This is a genomic window from Sphingobacterium sp. HSC-15S19 (assembly GCF_050433745.1).
Taxonomy (GTDB): Bacteria; Bacteroidota; Bacteroidia; order Sphingobacteriales; family Sphingobacteriaceae; genus Sphingobacterium; species Sphingobacterium siyangense.
In genome coordinates this window covers 87,768-108,467 of record NZ_JBNPWQ010000021.1, presented here as the reverse complement: position 1 = coordinate 108,467, position 20,700 = coordinate 87,768, and the positions used below count along the sequence as shown (strand labels likewise).

Annotated in this window: 18 protein-coding genes; 13 read left to right on the top strand and 5 right to left on the bottom strand. The window is 39.4% G+C overall.

What is annotated here, in order from left to right; all coding sequences use genetic code 11:
- Window positions 1–3: 3 nt before the first annotated feature.
- The 4 genes from L1283_RS17595 (at window position 4) to L1283_RS17580 (ending at window position 4,501) form a co-directional block, all read left to right on the top strand.
- Entirely contained in the window at window positions 4–978 is a 975-nt protein-coding gene (locus tag L1283_RS17595) for an electron transfer flavoprotein subunit alpha/FixB family protein (protein ID WP_075991316.1), read from the top strand.
- 115 nt (window positions 979–1,093) lie between these two features.
- Window positions 1,094–1,720, top strand: a complete 627-nt coding sequence (locus tag L1283_RS17590) for a bifunctional nuclease domain-containing protein (RefSeq protein WP_088160444.1) — start codon at window positions 1,094–1,096, stop codon at window positions 1,718–1,720.
- A 45-nt stretch (window positions 1,721–1,765) separates the two neighbouring features.
- Window positions 1,766–3,136, top strand: coding sequence for a nucleoside permease (locus tag L1283_RS17585; RefSeq protein ID WP_075991314.1), 1,371 nt, complete (start codon window positions 1,766–1,768; stop codon window positions 3,134–3,136).
- A 39-nt stretch (window positions 3,137–3,175) separates the two neighbouring features.
- Window positions 3,176–4,501 (top strand): mechanosensitive ion channel family protein, encoded by a 1,326-nt coding sequence (locus tag L1283_RS17580; RefSeq protein ID WP_201665904.1) that lies wholly within the window; start codon window positions 3,176–3,178, stop codon window positions 4,499–4,501.
- Window positions 4,502–4,887: 386 nt separating this feature from the next.
- Here L1283_RS17580 and L1283_RS17575 read toward each other — a convergent pair whose 3' ends face one another.
- From L1283_RS17575 to L1283_RS17565, 3 genes are all read right to left on the bottom strand, one after another.
- Window positions 4,888–6,447 (bottom strand): calcineurin-like phosphoesterase family protein, encoded by a 1,560-nt coding sequence (locus L1283_RS17575; protein ID WP_286709340.1) that lies wholly within the window; start codon window positions 6,445–6,447, stop codon window positions 4,888–4,890.
- 341 nt (window positions 6,448–6,788) lie between these two features.
- Window positions 6,789–7,208: a hypothetical protein gene (locus L1283_RS17570; RefSeq protein WP_075994657.1), complete on the bottom strand. Its 420-nt coding sequence runs from the start codon at window positions 7,206–7,208 to the stop codon at window positions 6,789–6,791.
- 175 nt (window positions 7,209–7,383) lie between these two features.
- Entirely contained in the window at window positions 7,384–7,956 is a 573-nt protein-coding gene (locus L1283_RS17565) for a C40 family peptidase (protein WP_075991311.1), read from the bottom strand.
- A gap of 324 nt (window positions 7,957–8,280) precedes the next feature.
- On the opposite strand from L1283_RS17565, the gene L1283_RS17560 reads away from it, so the two are divergent.
- A complete protein-coding gene (locus L1283_RS17560) occupies window positions 8,281–9,177 on the top strand; it encodes an EamA family transporter (RefSeq protein WP_286709339.1) in 897 nt (298 codons plus the stop codon).
- 117 nt (window positions 9,178–9,294) lie between these two features.
- Here the strand turns inward: L1283_RS17560 and mtaB are convergent, their stop codons facing one another.
- Window positions 9,295–10,617 (bottom strand): tRNA (N(6)-L-threonylcarbamoyladenosine(37)-C(2))-methylthiotransferase MtaB, encoded by a 1,323-nt coding sequence (mtaB, locus tag L1283_RS17555; protein WP_075991309.1) that lies wholly within the window; start codon window positions 10,615–10,617, stop codon window positions 9,295–9,297.
- 267 nt (window positions 10,618–10,884) lie between these two features.
- Between mtaB and L1283_RS17550 the strand changes: the two genes are divergently transcribed.
- The 3 genes from L1283_RS17550 (at window position 10,885) to L1283_RS17540 (ending at window position 13,643) form a co-directional block, all read left to right on the top strand.
- Window positions 10,885–11,706 carry a thymidylate synthase gene (locus tag L1283_RS17550; protein WP_088160441.1) on the top strand — a complete coding sequence of 274 codons (822 nt, stop codon included), beginning with the start codon at window positions 10,885–10,887 and terminating at the stop codon, window positions 11,704–11,706.
- A gap of 65 nt (window positions 11,707–11,771) precedes the next feature.
- The gene (locus L1283_RS17545) at window positions 11,772–12,266 is read left to right on the top strand and encodes a dihydrofolate reductase (protein WP_205399454.1); all 495 of its coding nucleotides are present in this window, start codon (window positions 11,772–11,774) and stop codon (window positions 12,264–12,266) included.
- A 168-nt stretch (window positions 12,267–12,434) separates the two neighbouring features.
- Entirely contained in the window at window positions 12,435–13,643 is a 1,209-nt protein-coding gene (locus tag L1283_RS17540) for a serine hydrolase (protein ID WP_244294564.1), read from the top strand.
- Between the two features lie 116 nt (window positions 13,644–13,759).
- Here the strand turns inward: L1283_RS17540 and L1283_RS17535 are convergent, their stop codons facing one another.
- The gene (locus tag L1283_RS17535) at window positions 13,760–14,767 is read right to left on the bottom strand and encodes a D-alanine--D-alanine ligase family protein (protein WP_145330310.1); all 1,008 of its coding nucleotides are present in this window, start codon (window positions 14,765–14,767) and stop codon (window positions 13,760–13,762) included.
- A 146-nt stretch (window positions 14,768–14,913) separates the two neighbouring features.
- Between L1283_RS17535 and L1283_RS17530 the strand changes: the two genes are divergently transcribed.
- From L1283_RS17530 to rpsA, 5 genes are all read left to right on the top strand, one after another.
- Window positions 14,914–15,900: a PASTA domain-containing protein gene (locus L1283_RS17530; RefSeq protein WP_075991305.1), complete on the top strand. Its 987-nt coding sequence runs from the start codon at window positions 14,914–14,916 to the stop codon at window positions 15,898–15,900.
- Window positions 15,901–16,043: 143 nt separating this feature from the next.
- Window positions 16,044–17,084: an endolytic transglycosylase MltG gene (gene mltG / locus L1283_RS17525; RefSeq protein ID WP_088160436.1), complete on the top strand. Its 1,041-nt coding sequence runs from the start codon at window positions 16,044–16,046 to the stop codon at window positions 17,082–17,084.
- Window positions 17,084–17,491: an acyl-CoA thioesterase gene (locus L1283_RS17520; RefSeq protein WP_075991303.1), complete on the top strand. Its 408-nt coding sequence runs from the start codon at window positions 17,084–17,086 to the stop codon at window positions 17,489–17,491. The genes mltG and L1283_RS17520 overlap by 1 nt, the downstream gene beginning before the upstream one ends.
- Before the next feature lies 1 nt (window position 17,492).
- Entirely contained in the window at window positions 17,493–18,458 is a 966-nt protein-coding gene (locus L1283_RS17515) for a YihY/virulence factor BrkB family protein (RefSeq protein WP_145330312.1), read from the top strand.
- Window positions 18,459–18,686: 228 nt separating this feature from the next.
- The gene (gene rpsA, locus L1283_RS17510; RefSeq protein ID WP_075991301.1) at window positions 18,687–20,618 is read left to right on the top strand and encodes a 30S ribosomal protein S1; all 1,932 of its coding nucleotides are present in this window, start codon (window positions 18,687–18,689) and stop codon (window positions 20,616–20,618) included.
- The last annotated feature ends 82 nt before the right edge of the window (window positions 20,619–20,700 follow it).

The window sequence follows — 20,700 nt, the reverse complement described above, 5'->3', positions numbered from 1 at the left end:
ACCATGTCTATACTCGTATATGTAGAAAATACCGATGGAAAATTCAAAAAATCTGCTTTTGAAGTTGTTTCTTATGCAAAATCCATCGCCGATAACATACAGACTGATCTTGTTGCGATTTCAATTGGAAATGTCGCTGGAGACGAACTTGCTGGCTTGGGCAAGTACGGTGCTTCCAAAGTATTAAATGTCGACAATGAGCGACTAGCTTCTTTTGTAAACCAAGCGTATGCAAGCATCATTGCTGAGGCCGTAAAAAGTACCGGTTCAAAAATACTTGTGCTGTCCAACTCATTCTCAGGTAAGGGACTCGCTCCACGTATTGCAGCCAAATTGGAGGCTGGTCTGGCCGATGGCGCGCTCGAATTGCCGAAAATCAATGGCGACAAACTGACTGTCAAAAAAACAGCGTTCTCCAATAAAGCGTTCGCTACGCTCGAACTATCCTCGGATATAAAGGTCATCGCACTAAGCCCGAATGCATATGAAACAAAAGAGACCGGTGGTAGCGCAACTGTCGAAACTTTTGCTCCCAATATTGACCAAACAGATTTTACAACGATGGTCAAAGAGATTGTTCGAGCAACAGACAAAGTTTCCCTGCCCGAAGCTGAAATCGTCGTCTCCGCAGGCCGTGGTTTAAAAGGCCCTGAAAACTGGGGTATGGTGGAAGAACTTGCAGACGTCCTTGGTGCAGCTACAGCATGTTCAAAACCCGTATCTGATGCAGGCTGGCGCCCGCATTCGGAGCACGTAGGCCAAACAGGTATTGTTGTTAGCCCCAATCTCTACATTGCTATCGGTATCTCCGGAGCAATACAGCATTTGGCCGGAGTAAGCTCTTCTAAAACAATCGTTGTCATCAACAAAGATCCAGAAGCGCCCTTTTTCAAAGTGGCCGATTATGGAATTGTAGGCGATGCTTTCGACGTCGTTCCGAAATTAACGCAGGCATTGAAGGCTTACAAAGGTATTTAAAGCTTTCTTCCGATATATTCTCCCCATTTATCCAAAATGAATGGGGAGTTTTTATTTGTTATAATTGCATATAAAAGCAAATTTATCTAAGTTTGTAGACCGCTTTGGAATTAAAATGAAGAAAATCAGATTAGATATCGTTGGTTTATCCTATAGTCAAACGCAATCTGGGGCTTATGCTCTTGTATTGGGAGAAGTGGAGGGCAACAGAAGATTGCCCATCATTATCGGCAGCCACGAGGCTCAAGCTATTGCTATTCGGATAGAGAAAATGATTCCTAGTCGTCCGCTGACACACGACCTATTTCAATCTTTTGCAGATTCTTTTGGTATTAAACTCATTGAAGTACTGATCTATAATTTGATTGAAGGGATATTTTATGCTAAAATTATCTGTTCCGACGGCAACAAGATTGTCGAGATTGATGCCCGCACATCCGATGCCGTTGCACTGGCTGTACGGTTTGAAGCTCCGATCTATGCCTACGAATTTATTATGTCCTCTGCTGGAATTATCATTGAGGGACATGAGTTCGCATTTTTGGAAAACCTAGACAAGTCCAACAAAGTTCAGGATCCAAGTGTTGTTGAGATCGAAGAAAAAACACCTTCAAAATCCCCACAAAATCCTTTCTCCACGTTGACAGATGAGCAACTGGAGCAAGCACTTAATCAGGCATTGACCGAAGAAAACTACGAGCAGGCTGCATTGATTAGGGATGAGATTTCCAAAAGAAAATAACTCCTTTCATTAAAGCGAAACAAAAATTTTAAATAACATCGATTTATGTCTATTAAATTAAGATTGACCATTATGAGCTTCTTTCAGTTTTTTGTCTGGGGAGCATGGTTGATTACAATAGCAAACTATTGGTTTGGCACAAAACAATGGGATGGTACACAATTTGGAGCTATTTTTGCAACCATGGGGATCGCTTCTTTATTTATGCCTACCCTGATGGGAATAATCGCCGATCGTTGGATAAATGCCGAGAGATTATATTTTATTCTTCACTTATGTTATGCAGGTGTTTTATTCTATTTACCTCAGGTAAATGATCCAAACACCTTTTTTTATGCGATGCTTGCGGCAATGTGTTTTTATATGCCGACTTTGGCCCTATCCAACTCCATTGCATATACGGCATTAAATGAAAATAACTACGATTTGGTCAAGGCATTCCCCCCCATCCGGGTTTTCGGAACGATAGGCTTTATCGTTGCCATGTGGATCACCAATTTAACAGGCAACAAGGCCACAGCTTATCAATTTTATATCGCCGGAACCGCAGCTTTGGCTTTAAGTCTCTATGCTTTTACATTACCTAAATGTCCACCGAAGAAGTTACAACAGGAAGATGCTTCCTGGACACAACTATTAGGCTTGGAAGCATTTAAACTTTTTGGAAATTATAAAATGGCTTTATTCTTTATTTTTTCCATGTTCTTAGGTGCCGCACTCCAATTGACCAATGCCTACGGTGATGTGTTTTTGGATGAATTTAAATTCTACCCTAAATTTGCAGAATCTTTCGTTGTGAAATATTCGACCATCATTATGTCGATTTCACAGATATCCGAGACACTTTTTATTCTTGCTATTCCATTTTTCCTCAAAAGATTCGGTATAAAAAAGGTCATGCTGATTTCGATGTTTGCCTGGGTATTACGTTTTGGATTATTCTCATTTGGTGACCCTGCAGGCGGACTTTGGATGATTGTATTATCCTGTATCGTCTATGGTATGGCATTTGACTTCTTTAATATCTCAGGTTCTTTATTTGTTGAAACCTCCACAACATCACGCATACGCAGCTCGGCACAAGGCTTATTTATGATGATGACAAACGGTTTCGGTGCCGTTGTAGGCAGTTTTGCATCGGGTTGGATCATTGACCACTACTTTACCAAAAGTTTTCAAAACAGCAAAGATCTCGCACAATACCTGGATACAACAATTGATAATACCCATTTTCTACATTTCCTGCAAGAAAAGAGTATTTCCATATTACCTGACGGCATGTTAAGCGGTAACCTCATGCTAAAAGACTGGCATGACATCTGGCTTGCATTTGCCATCTACACCTTGGTTATAGCAATCTTCTTTGCTGTATTCTTTAGACATAAACACGAGCGTGAACCGCTAAACTCAAAATAACCGAAAGCCGCTAATTGCGGCTTTTTGTATATTTGTAACATGCAAAGCACAGCAACGGAATTATTCAAAGATTCCCAATCCTACATCTATAACTGGACATTTCAATGGATTAAACAACTTGGTCTTGATAATCAGGGGAGCCACTTTGTGAACTCGATCCTTTTACTCTTACTGGTTATCCTGTTTTTGATCGTCATTGACTATTTCACCAAAAGAACTTTACTCCTGTTAACAATCAAAGCCATCAGACGAAGTACAAATCGCTTTGATGATCTATTGATCCGCAATAAAACGCTGAAACTTATTGCTCATTTTGTTCCGATATTAGTGGCACAATATATCATGCCCATTATCTTCATGGGTTTTCCAACCTGGAAAGAAAACAGCAATAAAGTACTTGACATAGCAACGACCGTCGTCAGCTTACTGATTATCCATTCGCTTCTGAAAAGTTTACGGGACATGCTGCGCATGAAAAAATCTTTTGCCGACAAGCCCCTGGAAAGTTATTTACAGGTGTGCCAGATTATCCTATTATTTATCGGTGGGACGATCTGCTTTTCGATATTGACAGGAAAATCCCCTTGGTCCTTCTTATTATCCTTGGGTGCCGCATCAGCAATCTTGATGTTGGTATTCAAAGACACTATATTGGGATTTGTTGCCAGTATACAAGTTTCGGCCAATGACTCCATCCGCGTAGGCGATTGGATAGAAATGCCTAAATATGGCGCCGATGGAACTGTCAAAGAGATTAACCTCAATAATGTGAAAGTACAGAACTTTGATAAGACTATTACGACGATACCGACGCATACGCTATTGTCGGATTCTTTCAAAAATTACAGGGGTATGCAGCAATCGGGCGGGAGGCGCTTAAAGCGAGCCATAAACATCAAAATTTCCACGATCCGTTTTTTGGAAAATGAAGAAATTGAAAGGCTCAAAAATATACAGATTCTGCGGCCTTATATCGAGGAGCGTGCCAAGACAATTGACCAATTCAACACGGAACAGCAGATAGATCAATCAAGTCCCATAAACGGCCGCAAAATGACCAATTTAGGGATGTTCAGAGCTTATACACTCACCTATCTACGTCAAAATCCCAATATTCACAAGACCATGCCCTTGATGGTACGTCAGCTTGCTTCAACCGAACACGGTGTTCCGGTCGAACTTTATTTCTTTGTAAATGATATCCGCTGGGAATATTACGAAGGAATTGTTTCGGATGTATTCGACCACTTATTTGCTGCAACAAAATACTTCGACCTGGAGATCTTTGAAAATCCGGCATCAGATGATTTCCGACAAGTTATCCGACAACAAAACCTTCATGACTTCGCAGACCAACAGCGGTAAAACCGAACTGAAAGTTCTTTCCCGCCAACAACATCAGTCACTTTCAGAAAAAAAGCAGCTACCGCACTAACATTCATATACCAGGTTAACAGCTTAACAAAGTTTGTAGCTGCAAACCGGATAAAGTGTAAAAATGGATCGTAGTAGAAGGACTTAAATTTTGGCAGCATAATTTAAAGTCAAAGGTCTAAAAACAGTGAAAGGTAATCTGGGGAGATTACCTTCACTTTAAAAACAAACTAAATTTTCAGACGTGTTTCACAACAGATCTACACATTAACCCTAACTCTTTATGAATCAAAAATTACTCTATACAAATATAGGATGGTTATGTTAAGTGCATCTTAAGCTATCTTTAAACTTAAAACAACTCTACAACCGGTTATTTATCTCACTTCAATAGTCTTCGTTGCCAGGTGTACTCTATTGAAAAGATCAACAGCCTGAACCTCAATATGATATTTACCAGCTTTTAATTTGGGCAAATTAGCCGTCCACAGATGACTGGATTTTTCAGGGTTTGAAGGTCTACGCGTATTCTTTAATTCAGTTGCTGTATCATACTTAGCCAAAGAATTTAGAAATGCTGGATCGTTTTCATTGACAAAATCCATTTCCTTCCATTCGCCCTGATTGATTCTATACGTTAGCTTGTCACCTTCCTTTCCAATAAAAAAATTAGCGTATATCGGATATCTCTTTGTGTATTTTTCTGGAACGACCGAAGCTCCGTATAAATCGATCTGATACGTTGCCGGCTTACCTACAACCTTATAATCAAAACTGTATTGGTTGCCCTCTATTTTTAAAATGGCATACCCTTTTGGTGTACCGTCCCGCATTGTAGAAACAGGAATTCCCTTTTCATTCAACTCGCCCGAATACCAGTCACCAGAGGTTGTACCTACATTATATTCGTGATGTGGCTTTTCTTGTTTCCATCCGTCCTTTTGTCCATAAAAATATTGGCGCTGAAAGTGTGTATGCGCGGACAAAGATAAGGTATGCTTAAATGGAGCCAAAATATCGAACAGACGTTGTCTATCTTCGTTACGAAAGACATCCGAGTTTTGATGATATAAAGGAATATGAAATGCCAATACAATCAATTTATCTTTAGCTACGTTTTTTAAGTCATTTTCCACAAAATCAAGCTGATCTTTACGGAATCCACCTAAATAACCTTTACCTGTCCGTGGATTCGGGTAAAGGATATTATCAAGAATGATAAAATGCGTGTTTCCATAATTGAACGCAAAGTTATTGGGACCAAAAGTCTGCTCGAACGATTCATCGGAGAGGCTATCCTCTTTGGCATCATAGTTCATATCGTGGTTTCCCATGACATTATACCACGGCAATCCCATCGTGGAAATGACCGATTTATACTTTGGCTGTAGTGAAAGATCATCTCCCACTAAGTCGCCTAAGCTTATTCCAAATTTCGCAATTGTCTTATCTGAAATTTCATTGATCACACCATTTTTGAAATAGGCCAGTTCTTCCACTGTGTAAGCCTGTGGATCACCAAAAACAAAAGCTGAAAAGTTAGGATCTTCATCTTGTTGGTACAATGCAAAATTTACAGCAGCCGGAATTTTCCCTGTAGCTGCAACAGCAGGATATTTTGAAGCTGGACTACCATTTAACTTATGGATATAATAAAATTTTGGATGGTTATTTTCATCCAAAGGCAAAGCGTAGCCTGTCGGTTTAACCACGAAAATGATGTTGTCATTTCCAACAGGCAACTGATAATTGCCATCTTTATCGGTTGTCGTCACCTCACGCCCGTTACTAACAGCAACGGAAGCAACGCCTCTTTCGTTTTTATCCAATTTTCCGTTTTTGTTTATGTCTAGATAAACTTTTCCTTTCGCAAAATCTTGGGCCTGCACCGCGTTTACGAATGCCCAGGAAATTGCTAATGCCAAAAATGCTTTCATATGAAATTTTGTTTTGGCGCTAAAGTATTCGATTCAGGTTAAACGAGTATAAAGAGAACATTAAGAATTCATCAAAAAACAGAAAGAACGATATAACATCAGTGTATTAGTTAACCCATATTTAACAGTATAATCACAGGGATTTCATACATCTTTCATGGGGTTTCATCCAAATGAGGCCCCTTCAGGTCCCTATTAACTCCCTATCCCCCCCTATTAGTATGTATGTTGTTAGCTGATAAATCCATCTTCTTACCCTTGCTCCCAGACGAATATTGGGCACAAAAAAAGAGAAACCAATTGCTTGATTTCTCTCTTTACCCTTTTGGTTTATCTCTTAACTATCGGGCTTGCGCGGTTGCCAACATACGGTTGACTTCATCGATCATTGATTTTGCTGCGTCGTGCATACGCGGGTTGCCTGCAAAATCTGCATCTAAAGTAATATGCTTGGATTTATCTTTATAGTTGTACTCTAAATAAAAACGTGGAACTTTAGAATGTGTTGAATCCTGCTGCCATTCAGGTCCAGTCATATCGGTATCCAAGTTCCAAAAGCCGAGCTCCATTGCTTTGCGGTGCAGGTACAATAAATCGTCTTTTGTAAATTTTACAGTATCGGTAATTAAAGAATCTTTTTTGTCTAAATACTTATAGATGCGTGTTTTTGAATTGTATTCGTTGACCATGTGGTTCGGCTCGCCGTATTTGAATTCAATGGATTCAAAATCAGCAAAACGAAAAGGGGCATTTTTGATCATATTACTATAGTAATAAACACAATACATCAAAAACGGCACAATAATACATAGGCCCAAAAAAATCTTCTTACTCTTGATTGTCATTTCTATAAAATTTTGACAAAAATAAGGATTTATATAGGGTATAAAAGTTTATATCAAGATATGACATAAAACCTACATGAAATTCACGCATTTAGATATTTGGAGAGCCCGCATCAACAAAGGTCTTAGCATACCAGCTGTCAGAAAGATCAGAGATAATAACGCCTTTCCGTGTCGAAACATGAACAAACTTATTATTATGCAGGTATACACCTACATGATCTATCCCATTTCGTCCGAAAGAAAAAAACACGAGATCTCCTTCTTCAAGTTTATCGACCTTTTTTCTCTTTACTATTCCTTCCATGTCACGCGAAGTCCGAGGCAAATTCCCTTTGTATACTTCAATATAGAGCAAATTAACAAACCCAGAACAATCTACCCCCGATTTGGTCTGTCCCCCCATACGATGCGGTATGCCCATCCAATCGTCAATAAATGAATAAAGGTGCGGATTTAGTTTTTTTGTACTCACATTGAGTAAGTCTGCATAATTGTCCAGTCGGGATCCGGAAAAGGTTTTTCCGCGCGCTGAGCTCGCATCTGTCAATACCGCGCCATTGGAAGAATGTGTGTTGGAGCTAAGTACCTTTTTCTTCGTTGAACAACTGCTCAAAAATAGAACTGCACCTAAAAAGAAGATAAAATAAGATCTGACACTCATGCTGTTCGATTTACGTTCTTGCTTAACAAACTTACTTGCTTAACAAACTTACTTGCCTAACAAACTTAATTAAATTGCTGTTTATATCCAATAAATTTGCCCACTGCTAAAAAACAATTTACCCCTATGACCGCTGCTATAAAGCCGTCCCCTGCAACATGCTACGACGAACAGCAATGTTTCCAGTCGATGAATTTCACCTGTTGGATGCATTTACTCCTTACTGTTAAGCTTGTCCCCGAAGATTGCTTTTCTTGATAAGAACGTCAGATAAGAAAAAGAATTGTTCAGAAATCGTAACTTTGACGCCTAATTTATTCGAGAATGGAAAAATTAAAAGGTGCATTAGCTGTCTTTTTAGGTGCGAGTAGTTTTGGGATACTATCAACGTTTGTTAAAAAAGCTTATGGTAAAGGGTTGACTTTAGGAGAGGTAACGGGAATTCAGGTTTTATTTGGCATGCTTATACTGTGGCTTATCTATATTATCATCAAACTCTTTTCTTCAAAGTCATTTCACTCTTCAAGCAAGAAATCTTCATGGATCAAGATATTAATCAGTGGTACCTCTACCGGTTTGGTGAGTATCCTCTATTACAAATGTGTACAGCTTGTTCCGGCTTCGTTGGCCATTGTACTGTTGATGCAGTATATCTGGATCGGTGTGCTGATTGAATTTATCTTTTTCAAGGCAAAACCTTCAAAAAACAACCTGATTGGCATCGGCATTGTACTCATTGCAACATTATTAGCGACTGGACTTATTGAAAAAGGCTTACAACAGCTCAACTTAACAGGTGTCTTATTTGGTCTTTTAGCGGCGACCGCCTATTCGGTCTTCATGATCGTGAATGGCCGTGTCGGCAATGACTATCACCCCATTCAAAAAAGCGCTATTATGGTAACGGGGGCCTGTATCATGGTCTTTACCTTATTTCCGCCTGCTTATTTATGGAATGGTCAATTTGATGGAAACTTCCTCTATTTCGGCTTGATCCTTTCTCTATTTGGCACAGTCATCCCGCCTTTATTGTTTGCCTACGGCTTACCTAAAACAGGCTTCTCCTTAGGCGGAATATTGAGTTCGGCGGAGCTACCTGTAGCCACCTGTATGTCATTTTTTATACTTCATGAAAGTGTATCCACGATACAATGGCTCGGGGTACTTTTGATCTTGGGTACCGTCATATGGTTGAACGCAGCAAAGAGCAGTGCACATTAGGAGGGCAATCAATAGGGAAATTTTGGAATTCCTTTTAACGAAAAAAGGCAATCTTACTAGAGAAGATTGCCTTTTTTATATGTTATAAATCTTAATATGGTATACCCCTTAAAAAGATTAATGTGTCAGTGTCTCCGGAATTTCTTCTACCTCCACTTCACAGGAATCCGTTACGTCCATAAATTTAACCGGCACAACCTCATTCACCAATAATGGATCGTATAAGGTCCGTACTTTGACATAGTTTTTAGAAAAGCCATGCATATATCCATCTTTCTCATCGGCCTCAAACAAGACATCACCAGTCTCGCCAAGCTGTGACTCATAAAAAGCACGGCGCTTCTTCTCCGAAAGGATATGCAACATTTTGCTACGGTCACTACGTTGAGCTCCCGGTACAGCACCGTCCATTTGAGCTGCAATCGTATTCTCTCTTTCTGAATAGGTAAAGACATGCAGATAAGAAATATCCAAATCGTTCAAGAAATTGTACGTGTCGATAAAGTCTTCACGTGTTTCTCCCGGAAATCCGACAATAACGTCAACACCAATACAACAATTAGGCATCAATGACTTGATAAATGCGACGCGCTCTGTGTAAAGTTCTCTTTTGTACCTTCTGCGCATTAAACTCAGAATTTTATTGCTTCCAGACTGCAGTGGCATATGAAAATGTGGAACAAAACGTTTTGATTGCGCCACAAACTCAATAATATCATTGGAAAGAAGATTAGGTTCTATCGAAGAAATCCGAATCCTGTCGATACCTTCGACTTCATCCAAAGCCTTTACCAAATCCAAGAATCGGTCTTCACGCTTACCATCCCGAATACCAAAATCACCAATATTAACTCCCGTTAACACAATTTCTTTTACGCCTGAAGCTGCAATTTCTTCCGCTTGACGCACAATATCTTCGATCTTACCCGAGCGGCTTCCGCCACGTGCCAAAGGAATCGTACAAAATGTACATGAATAATCGCACCCGTCCTGTACTTTTAGGAAGGTACGCGTACGATCGCCAATCGAATAAGCCGAGACAAATTGATTGGTCTCATCGATTGGACCATTATAAACGATCGTTTTTTCCTGTTTCGTCAAATCATTGATATGCTCAATTATATTAAACTTTTCAGCTGCACCTAAGACCATATCCACTCCGGGAATCTCTGCAATCTCTTTTGGTTTTAGCTGCGCATAACAGCCAACAATCGTAATATAGGCGTTGGGAGAGTGCTTTAATGCTTCCTTCACTACTTTTCTACACTTCTTGTCAGCATTATCCGTTACCGAACATGTATTGATTACATAAACGTCTGCACGGCTATTGAACGCTGTAGTATCATAGCCCGCATCTTTAAATAAACGACCAATGGATGATGTCTCCGAATAATTCAGTTTACATCCAAGTGTATAAAAAGCTACTTTTTTATTCTCCATAATATTTTGCAAAATTACATTTTTTTTCAGTAACCGCTCTTATCATTTTAAGTTTTGACTTTCTCGTTATAAGGATTTTCCTTAGTTTTGACTATCTTGAAAGGCTGAATGCACCGGCGGCTTATTACAGGCAAACGAAATTAGTCCGGACATGATGTATTCAAATATTCCCCGATTGAGAATCAGACACATAAAATAGCGCTATTCGTCCCTATCCAGTTCGATTATAGCCTTGATATTTAGTATTTAATAATTACTTTTTTACAGATGAAACAATATTTAGATTTACTCAGACATGTATATACGAATGGTGTTGTAAAGACAGATCGTACTGGCACAGGTACCAAAAGTGTCTTTGGATATCAGATGCGTTTCAACCTTCGGGAAGGTTTCCCTTTGGTAACGACGAAGAAATTACACTTGCGATCCATTATACATGAGCTGATCTGGTTCCTTAAAGGTGAAACCAATATTCAGTATCTCAAAGAAAATGGCGTAAGCATTTGGGACGAGTGGGCTGACGAACAAGGAAATTTAGGCCCTGTATACGGATCACAATGGCGCTCCTGGCCAACACCTGATGGCCGCCATATCGACCAGATCACACAGGTGATCAACCAACTAAAAAATTCACCGGATTCACGCCGCATTATTGTATCGGCATGGAATGTTGCGGAAATAGAGCATATGGCACTCCCTCCTTGCCATGCTTTTTTCCAATTTTATGTGGCGCCAGCACAGCCCGAAAAAGGCATCATGAAACCACAATTGTCCTGTCAACTGTATCAACGCAGTGCGGATATATTCCTTGGCGTACCTTTCAACATTGCCTCTTATGCTTTGTTAACGATGATGGTCGCACAGGTTTGCGACATGGAAGCCGCAGCGTTTATCCATACTCTGGGCGATGCACACATCTACAGTAATCACTTCGAGCAAACGGAGCTCCAATTGAGCCGCGAGCCAAAAGCGCTACCACAGATGAAGATAAACCCTGAAGTAAAAGATATCTTTGAGTTCAAGTTTGAAGATTTTGAATTGTTAAACTACGAATCACATCCACATATCAAAGCTCCGGTTGCCGTTTAACAATGAAGGCACCTAATTTTGTAACAACATTATTTTAGCGGACGAATAATCACATTATATCAAAAATGAGCAACCCAACGATCACATTAATCGTAGCAGCGTCGGAAAACAATGCCATCGGAATCGACAACCAGATGCCTTGGCATTTACCCAACGACTTTAAATATTTTAAGAAAAATACCATTGCGCATTCTGTCCTAATGGGCAGAAAGACTTTTGAGGCCATAGGCAAAGCTTTACCGGACAGAAGGAATATTGTCATCACGCGTAATGCGAATTTCCAGGGAGAAGATATTGATGTAGCCAATAGTATTCAAGAGGCACTTTTATATTGCCGGGATGAACGCGAAGTGTTTATCATTGGTGGCGCAAACATTTATCAGCAAGCGCTACCCTTGGCAAACAAAGTGCTTTTGACACGAGTACACACAACCCTAAAAGGAGATGCTTTCTTCCCTGAATTGCCTTCCGAAGAATGGGAATTAATTTCCTCAGATTCGCATCAGGCAGATGAGAAACATGCATTTGCTTATACCTTTGAAGTTTATTCGAGAAAATAATTCCATGTTTACGAATATCAAAGCGCAATATCATGGGGCAAAAAGCTCCATGATATTGCGCTTTGATATTGAAAGCTATAGAAGAGCTTAATCTACAGGACTAAACAAGCGCAACACTTTGATCTAAAGCACATGCACAAATACTTCATCTTAATTTTCACCCTATTCATGTCAGACGCATACGCTCAGCAGATAGATACTGTTTACCTGGAAAAATTACTCCAAAGTCATCCTGATCTATTTCAAAACATATTAAGTCATCCGACGAAAAATGAGGTGCAGATTCTGTATACACAAATTGATCGTGACAAATCCAATAGGCCACATTTCAGATCTTATAGCTATCGACTGAATCCGAACTGGTATTTTTATCCCGCAAGTACAGTAAAGTTGCCGACAGCAATTCTGGCCTTAGAAAAAATCAACGACCTCCATCTAGCCGGTTTAACCAAAGATACTCCCCTCCGCATTGATTCTGCATTTGAAAAGCAGACTAAGGTTCTTGTGGACGAGTCGGCAGCCAATGGTCTTCCCTCTGTTGCACAATACGTAAAAAAAATACTGTTGACCAGCGACAATGATGCACAAAATAGACTGTTTGAATTTATTGGCCGTGCTGAACTGAATGCAAAACTAAAAAAATACGGCACCAAATACAGCCGTATCGTCAACCGTCTTGCCATTGGCGACAAAGGAATATGGGCCAAACACACCAATCCCATTACCTTTTACAATGGAAAAGATATCATCTACCAACAAGCGGCCCAATTCGACCCAAAAGACTATACCCTGAAGCTGGCCAATACACTTCAGGGGAAAGGTTATATGAACGATAAAGATGAACTTATTCATGAGCCCTGGAGTTTTGAGGGGCTTAATGTCTACGCACTAGAAGATCAACAGTTCATATTGAAGAAATTACTCTTTCCGGAAGCATTTCAGCCTAAAGAACGATTTAATCTAAAAAAGGAGGATTATGACCTACTCTATGACTATATGTCGCGCTATCCCTTTGAATCGGATTTCCCGAAATATGATCCAACAGAATTTTGGCCAACGTATAGCAAGCTCCTTTTTTATGGCCGTGAAAAAAATGCGACCTTAAATCCCAACATCCGGATCTTCAACAAGTATGGAGATTCTTATGGCTATAATATTGATAATGCTTATATCGTCGACTTTGAACATGGGGTAGAATTTATGCTCGCCGTTGTTGTGCAGTCCAATGAAAATGGCATCTACAACGATGGACGCTATGAATACGACACAGTAACCTACCCCTTTTTAAAGAATATCGGGCAGGTAATTTATCAGGAGGAATTGAAAAGGGTTAAGAAGTTTAAACCCGATCTATCCAAATTTGATTTCAGAAAATAAAACACACAAAAACGGCTTTCAATGTATGAAAGCCGTTTTTGTGTGTCGCTATTGCGGCATATTTTTATCTACTTTGGGCAGAAGGCTGCTTGCTTCAAGGTATTTTTGAAATAGAACTATTTCGATTGTAAGGCTGTTTCGATCAACTCGCCGTAAAAATCCCCCTCCTTCATTCCAAAAGCCCGTACCTGCTGCGGAATAAAGCTTTGTGGAGTCTGCCCGGGAATGGTATTAATTTCGATAAAATAAAATTTATCGGTATCGTTTTCCAAAAAGAAGTCCACGCGAACCATACCTTTACAGTTCAATCTAACATAGATTTCTCTTAAAATACGCGCAGCACGCTCCTGCTGTTCGACCGTCAGGTCTGCCGGCGTAATCTCCTCGGTTAATCCAGGTACATACTTGGCTTCATAATCAAAAAATTCGCGTGTAGTCCGAACTTCTGTAGCGGGCAAAACAACAAGCTCGCCTTTTGAATTCCGAAAAATTCCCTCGGAAAATTCGCGTCCAGTCACAAATTCTTCAACAATAACCTGTTTTCCTGTATTTTCCGCATCAAAAGCTTTGTCAATCGCTTCCTGCAGTTGTGCAGATTCCTTTACTTTGGTCATTCCGATACTGCTTCCACCGGCATTAGGTTTCACAAAATAAGGGAGTGAAAGATTACTTTCGACGATTTTGAGTGCCTCCGGGCGTTGCGATTCAAACAGTAGGACCGATTTTGCCAAATGCAACTCGGGAATATCCGATAAGATCGCTTTTGTATACCCTTTATTCATAGTTAATGCGGACGTCAAAGCATCACATGAGGTATATGGAATATCTAACAAATCAAAATAGCTCTGAAGTCTTCCATCTTCTCCAGGCACACCATGCACCATAATAAAAGCTAAGTCAAAAGTCAAGATATCCCCATGCAATGGAAGGGTAAAATCAGCTTTTGAAATCGGATGACGCTTTCCGTCTAAATCTTCATAGTACCATGCTTCTTTGGTCACTGTAATCAAATATATATCGTATTTGTCGTGATCAAGTTGAGAATTGACGAAGGCAGAACTTTTAAAAGAAACTTCAGCTTCTCCTGTATAACCTCCAGTTATTAATGCTATTTTTGCTTTCATAAATTTTAGCGATTCGAATAGCAAATATAATTTGCTATACACGGAAAAACGAATAATTTTGTGAGGAATAATTTTATTTAATCATTCTGCAAACTTGGCTTTAATATTGCGGTTCTATGCAGAATTAATTTTTATCAAACAGAGAAATGTCCAAAGTCGTACAATATCTTCAGACCCCCACTTTTAGGAAAAATCTTATTGCCGCTGTTATCGCGATAGTATGTCTATTCCTTTTCGTTTATATTGGACTGAAAATATATACCAAACATGATGAATCTATCGCCGTTCCTAAAGTGAAAGGCCTTCATATCAGTGCTGCCATCCAAGCTTTGGAGGACGCCGGGCTGGAATATCAAATTGACTCCGTCTATCAGATGGATGCCAAACCTGGCATGGTCATAGAGCAGGATCCCGAACAAGGATTTCATGTAAAATCGGGTCGGACTATTTATTTGACCATTATCACACAGGTTGCACCTGAAGTTGCTTTTCCGAATATAAAAGATAAAACATTGATTGAAGCAACAGCCATCTTGAAAAACCATAACCTTCGAATCGGTGACACTTCTTATGTCGCTGACATCGCCAGGGATATCGTATTGGATGCTCAATTTGCGGGACAATCTATCCGCAACGGACGCATGATTCCTAAAGGTTCACGTATAGATCTGGTTTTGGGAAATGGATTGGGAGCAAATGAGGTGGAGATACCTAATTTAGTTGGGCTTCCATTAAACGAAGCAAAGTTCGCCTTGTCTGGAGCTGGCTTAGGTCTAGGTACTGTAACCTACGATCCAAGCGTAACGGATACAGCCACTGCAGTAATCAGTGTGCAGTCACCAGGAATAGAAAAGGGCCTGACCAGTTTAGGGGCTAAAATTGACGTAACACTTTCACTCACGGCACCAACAGCAACAACAGGTGCTCCGACTGGAGGTACAACAACACCTAAACCACAGGCAAACCAAACACAGGTTACTCCGCCAGCGGCAAAACCTCCGGTTCAGTCAAAGCCTGTTGCTCCAGCAAAAAGTAACACAACAAATACCCCTGCAGCTAAACCGACAACGACAAATCCTGCAGCAGGGCAAAAAAAGGAAAAGGAAAATAAAGGGAATAGTTTAGGATTTTAAGTTTATTTACTCAAAAATGAAGCTGCGTCGAATGATCTCCATCGTAATAGATTAGAGTTCTTGGCAGATTCATCAACCACTGATCGCTAAGGGTTATATAAACGCCATGAATAGCGAACAACAGATGAATAAAAAATTTTAGAATGGAAAATAAAAAAGGAATACCAAGTTGGTTAAAAATTATTGCGCTAATCGTTATCGTTGTTGGAGGTTATTTTGCCTGGACATTTTATAAAGCATTTTATGCTTCGAATGTATCGGGAGAGAAAAAGTACCTGTACATACACGAGGGTGAAAAATATGAGGATGTACTGAAATCAATCAAGGATTCAAATCTAGTGGATGATATCGCTTCCTTTGAGCGTGCAGCACAATATAAAAAATATGAAGAAAGTGTAAAACCCGGACGTTATCTGTTAACCCCAGGGATGAACAATAGACGCTTAGTCGGCAATTTGATTGGCGGTTACCAAGAACCTGTAAAATTCAGATTTTCCAATGTGCGACTGAAAGAAAATATGGCCGCACTTCTTGGAAAAAGTTTTGAGGCAGATTCTGCCCAATTTATTGCTGTACTGAATGATGAGGCTACCGCACAGAAATATGGATTTACAAAAGAAAATCTCATTTCAATGTTCATCCCTAATACCTACGAAATTTACTGGAACACCAATCCGGAAAAAGTAATTGCTCGTTTTGATGATGAATGGAAAAAGTTTTGGAATACGGATCGCACGGCAAAAGCAAAAGCACTTAATCTGACACCACAACAGGTTAGCACATTGGCGTCGATTGTGAAAGGTGAAGCTTTACACCAGGATGAAATGCCCATGATAGCCGGCTTATATTTAAACCGTCTCAAAAAAGGTATGTTATTGCAAGCAGATCCTACGGTGATCTTTGCTAATAATGACTTTACCATTAGAAGGGTATTGAACAAGCACCTCAGAACAGACAATCCTTACAATACTTACATCTATAGAGGATTGCCTCCAGGCCCTATATCAATTCCAAGCATCGCTGCAATTGATGCGGTTTTAAACTTTAAGCAACATGATTATATTTACATGTGTGCCAAAGATGATTTTTCTGGTTACCATAATTTTGCAAAAACAGAGGCTGAGCATTTGATCAATGCACGTAAATTCCAACAGGCTCTGGACGCTAGAAATATTAAAAAATAATGTTTGTATTTGACCACCAGATTCGCGTCCGCTATGCAGAAACAGACCAAATGGGCTATGTCTATTATGGAAACTATGCTGCGTTTTATGAAATAGCGAGAACTGAAATGCTGCGGAGCACGGGGATATCGTATAAGGAGCTGGAAGAAATGGGTGTCATGCTCCCCGTTACGGAGATGAAGACCAAATATCTGAAACCAGGCAAATACGATGACTTGATCACGATACGGGTAACAATCCGCCAGAAACCTGCCGTTCGCATCATTTTCGAATATGAGCTTTTCAATGAAAATGGGGAACTACTCAACCAGGGAGAGACAACCTTGGTCTTTGTCAATATGGAGAAAAATAGACCTTGTATGCCGCCACAGGTTTTTCTGGATAAGATGAGTAAATATTTTAATTGATATGGGGAAAATCCACCAATGGCTATTAAATTTTAAACCTTATTTTAGATTAATCGAATGGAGTAAACGTGTCGTACTACCTGGCTTTGGCTCACTACCACTTTATACTGTGGCGGTATTTTTCTTTCAGGAGCTTTCCAGAGATTCCATCGTCAGCAAGGCTTCTTCCCTTTCCTATAGCTTTCTATTGGCCATTTTTCCAGGAATCATTTTTCTATTTACATTAATCCCTTATATTCCGATTAATAATTTTCAGGAACAGTTGTTGGATTTCCTTGCAGTAGTAATTCCTAAAAATGCATTTCTCGTTGTTGAAACGACATTGGAGGATATTATCAAAAACCAAAATGGCGGATTGCTGTCTTTTGGTTTTGTGTTTGCGGCCTATTTTGCGACCAATGGCATGGCCTCCCTAATGAATGCCTTCAATAAAGCTTCCCTGATGACGGAGAGAAGACCTTGGATCAGAAAACGACTGCTTGCTTTAGCCTTAGCTTTTCTGATTATTTTTGCTTTAACAGCGGGGATGACGATATTTACCATAGCTGGCATTACGATAGACTACCTCAAAGAGACGACAGGTATTAAATCGAGCTTCTGGGCGATTCTACTTAAAATAGCCCGTTGGCTGATTATATTCGCTATTTATTTTTTCACGGTAAGCTGTATTTACAAATTTGGCCCTTCCAACTCCAACAAATGGAAACTCTTCAGTCCAGGAGCTTCTATGGCTACCATTCTAGCGATATTGACATTTTCAATATTTACTTTTTATATCAATCATTTTGGTGCATATAACAAACTGTATGGATCCATTGGGACATTGATCGTCATCATGCTCTGGATTTACCTGAATACACTTATTTTATTATTGGGCTATGAGCTTAATGCGGCAATAGCGCTGTCCAAACAAACCATTGTTATTGCCAAGCCACGCATTTTCAACTCTTTTAAGAGAGAAGACTAAGGTGTCTTAAGCCACTTAAAATCTATTTTATCGGAAAAGGATTTCCGCAAATAAAGTCGAGAATTAGCAATAGTACAATTCAAATACCATCCCTTGCAGGGTTGGCATGTAAAAAGTCCCCTATAACTGAAAGTCTTTCAATAAAATAAGAAAAATAAAATTTTGCATTTAAAGTTTTTTTGTACCTTTGCAACTCCTACAAAGTAGGAAAAAGGAGAAAATTAATTAATGGCAAAAAAACAAGAAGCAGAAAAAGAATTAGCAGCGAAAAACGCAGAGCTACAAGGTGCTGACACTAAAGTAGTGAAAGACACTGAAAAAATTGAATCAGAAGCTGATTCAAACTTAATCGACGAAATCAAATCAAACACTTGGATCACACCAGAAGGTGAATTTGACTGGGATGCAAATGATAAAGGTTTCGGAAATTATAGCGATGCTGAACGCGCTAAACTTGAAGCACAATACGCAGATACTTTCAACCAAGTTAACCAAGGTGAAATTATTGAAGGTACTGTAGTTTCTATCAACAACAAAGACGTAGTCTTAAATGTTGGTTTCAAATCTGACGGTTTAGTTTCTTTATCAGAATTCCGTGACTTACCAGAATTAAAAGTTGGTGACAAAGTTGACGTATTCGTTGAATCTCAAGAAGATGCTAACGGTCAATTAGTACTTTCTCGCAAACGTGCTAAAACTCAAAAATCTTGGGAAGCTATCAATGAGGCATTGGAAAATGATGCAATCATTACTGGTTTCGTTAAGAGCCGTACTAAAGGTGGTCTTATCGTTGATATCAAAGGTGTTGAAGCATTCTTACCTGGATCTCAAATCGATATCAAACCTATCCGTGACTACGATGTATACGTAGGTAAAACAATGGAATTCAAAGTTGTGAAAATCAACCACGAATTCAAAAACGTTGTCGTATCACACAAAGTATTAATTGAAAACGACTTAGAAAACCAAAAATCTGAAATCGTTGCTAAATTAGAAAAAGGTCAAGTATTAGAAGGAACAGTTAAAAATATCACTGACTTCGGTGTGTTCATCGACTTAGGTGGTGTTGACGGTTTATTGCATATCACAGATATCTCTTGGGGTCGTATCGAGCATCCAAAAGAAGTTTTATCGCTAGATCAAACAATCAACGTTGTTGTATTAGACTTTGATGATGAGAAAAAACGTATCGCTTTAGGCTTGAAACAATTATCTGAGCATCCTTGGGAATCTTTAGATACTGCATTAGAAGTTGGTTCTAAAGTTAAAGGTAAAATCGTAACAGTTGCTGATTACGGTGCTTTCTTAGAAATCATCCCTGGTGTTGAAGGTTTGATCCACGTTTCTGAAATGTCTTGGTCACAAAACTTACGTTCTCCACAAGAGTTCTTGAAAGTTGGTGATGAGATCGAAGCGCAAATCTTAACATTAGATCGCGATGAGCGTAAAATGAGCTTAGGTATCAAACAATTGACTCCAGATCCTTGGAAAAACATCACTGAGCGTTACCCTGTAGGTTCTAAACAAACAGCTGTTGTTAAAAACATGACTAACTTCGGTGTATTTGTTGAGTTAGAAGAAGGTATCGACGGTTTGATCCACATCTCTGATTTATCTTGGTCTAAAAAAATCAACCACCCTAACGAATTCACTAAAGTTGGTGAAACATTAGACGTAGTTGTTTTAGAATTAGATGAAGAAAACCGCAAATTATCTTTAGGTCACAAACAATTGGAAGAAAACCCTTGGGATACTTTCGAAACGATCTTTACTGAAGGTTCTATCCACGAAGGTACTGTGATCAAAGTTGGTGACAAAGGTGATATCGTAGCTTTACAATACGGTGTTGAAGGTTTCTGTCCTTCTAAACACTCTGTTAAAGAAGACGGTTCTTCATTGAAAGTTGATGAAGTTACTTCATTCAAAATCATCGAGTTCAACAAAGAGAACAAACGTTTGGTAATTTCTCACTCTCGTATCTGGGAAGAAGAGAAAGAAGAAGCTCGCAAAGAAGAGTCTAACAACCGTAAAAAAGACGCTAAAGCTGAGTCTTCAGCTGTGAAAAAAGTAAAAGATTCTGTTGAAAAATCTACTTTAGGCGACTTAGACGTATTAGCTCAATTGAAAGAGCAAATGGAAAATGATAAAAACGCTAAGTAATTAGCAATTTCAATCCATAAAAAGCGGCTGTTCCAAAAGGACAGCCGCTTTGTTTTTATAGGGATGCTTTTGTAATTTTGTA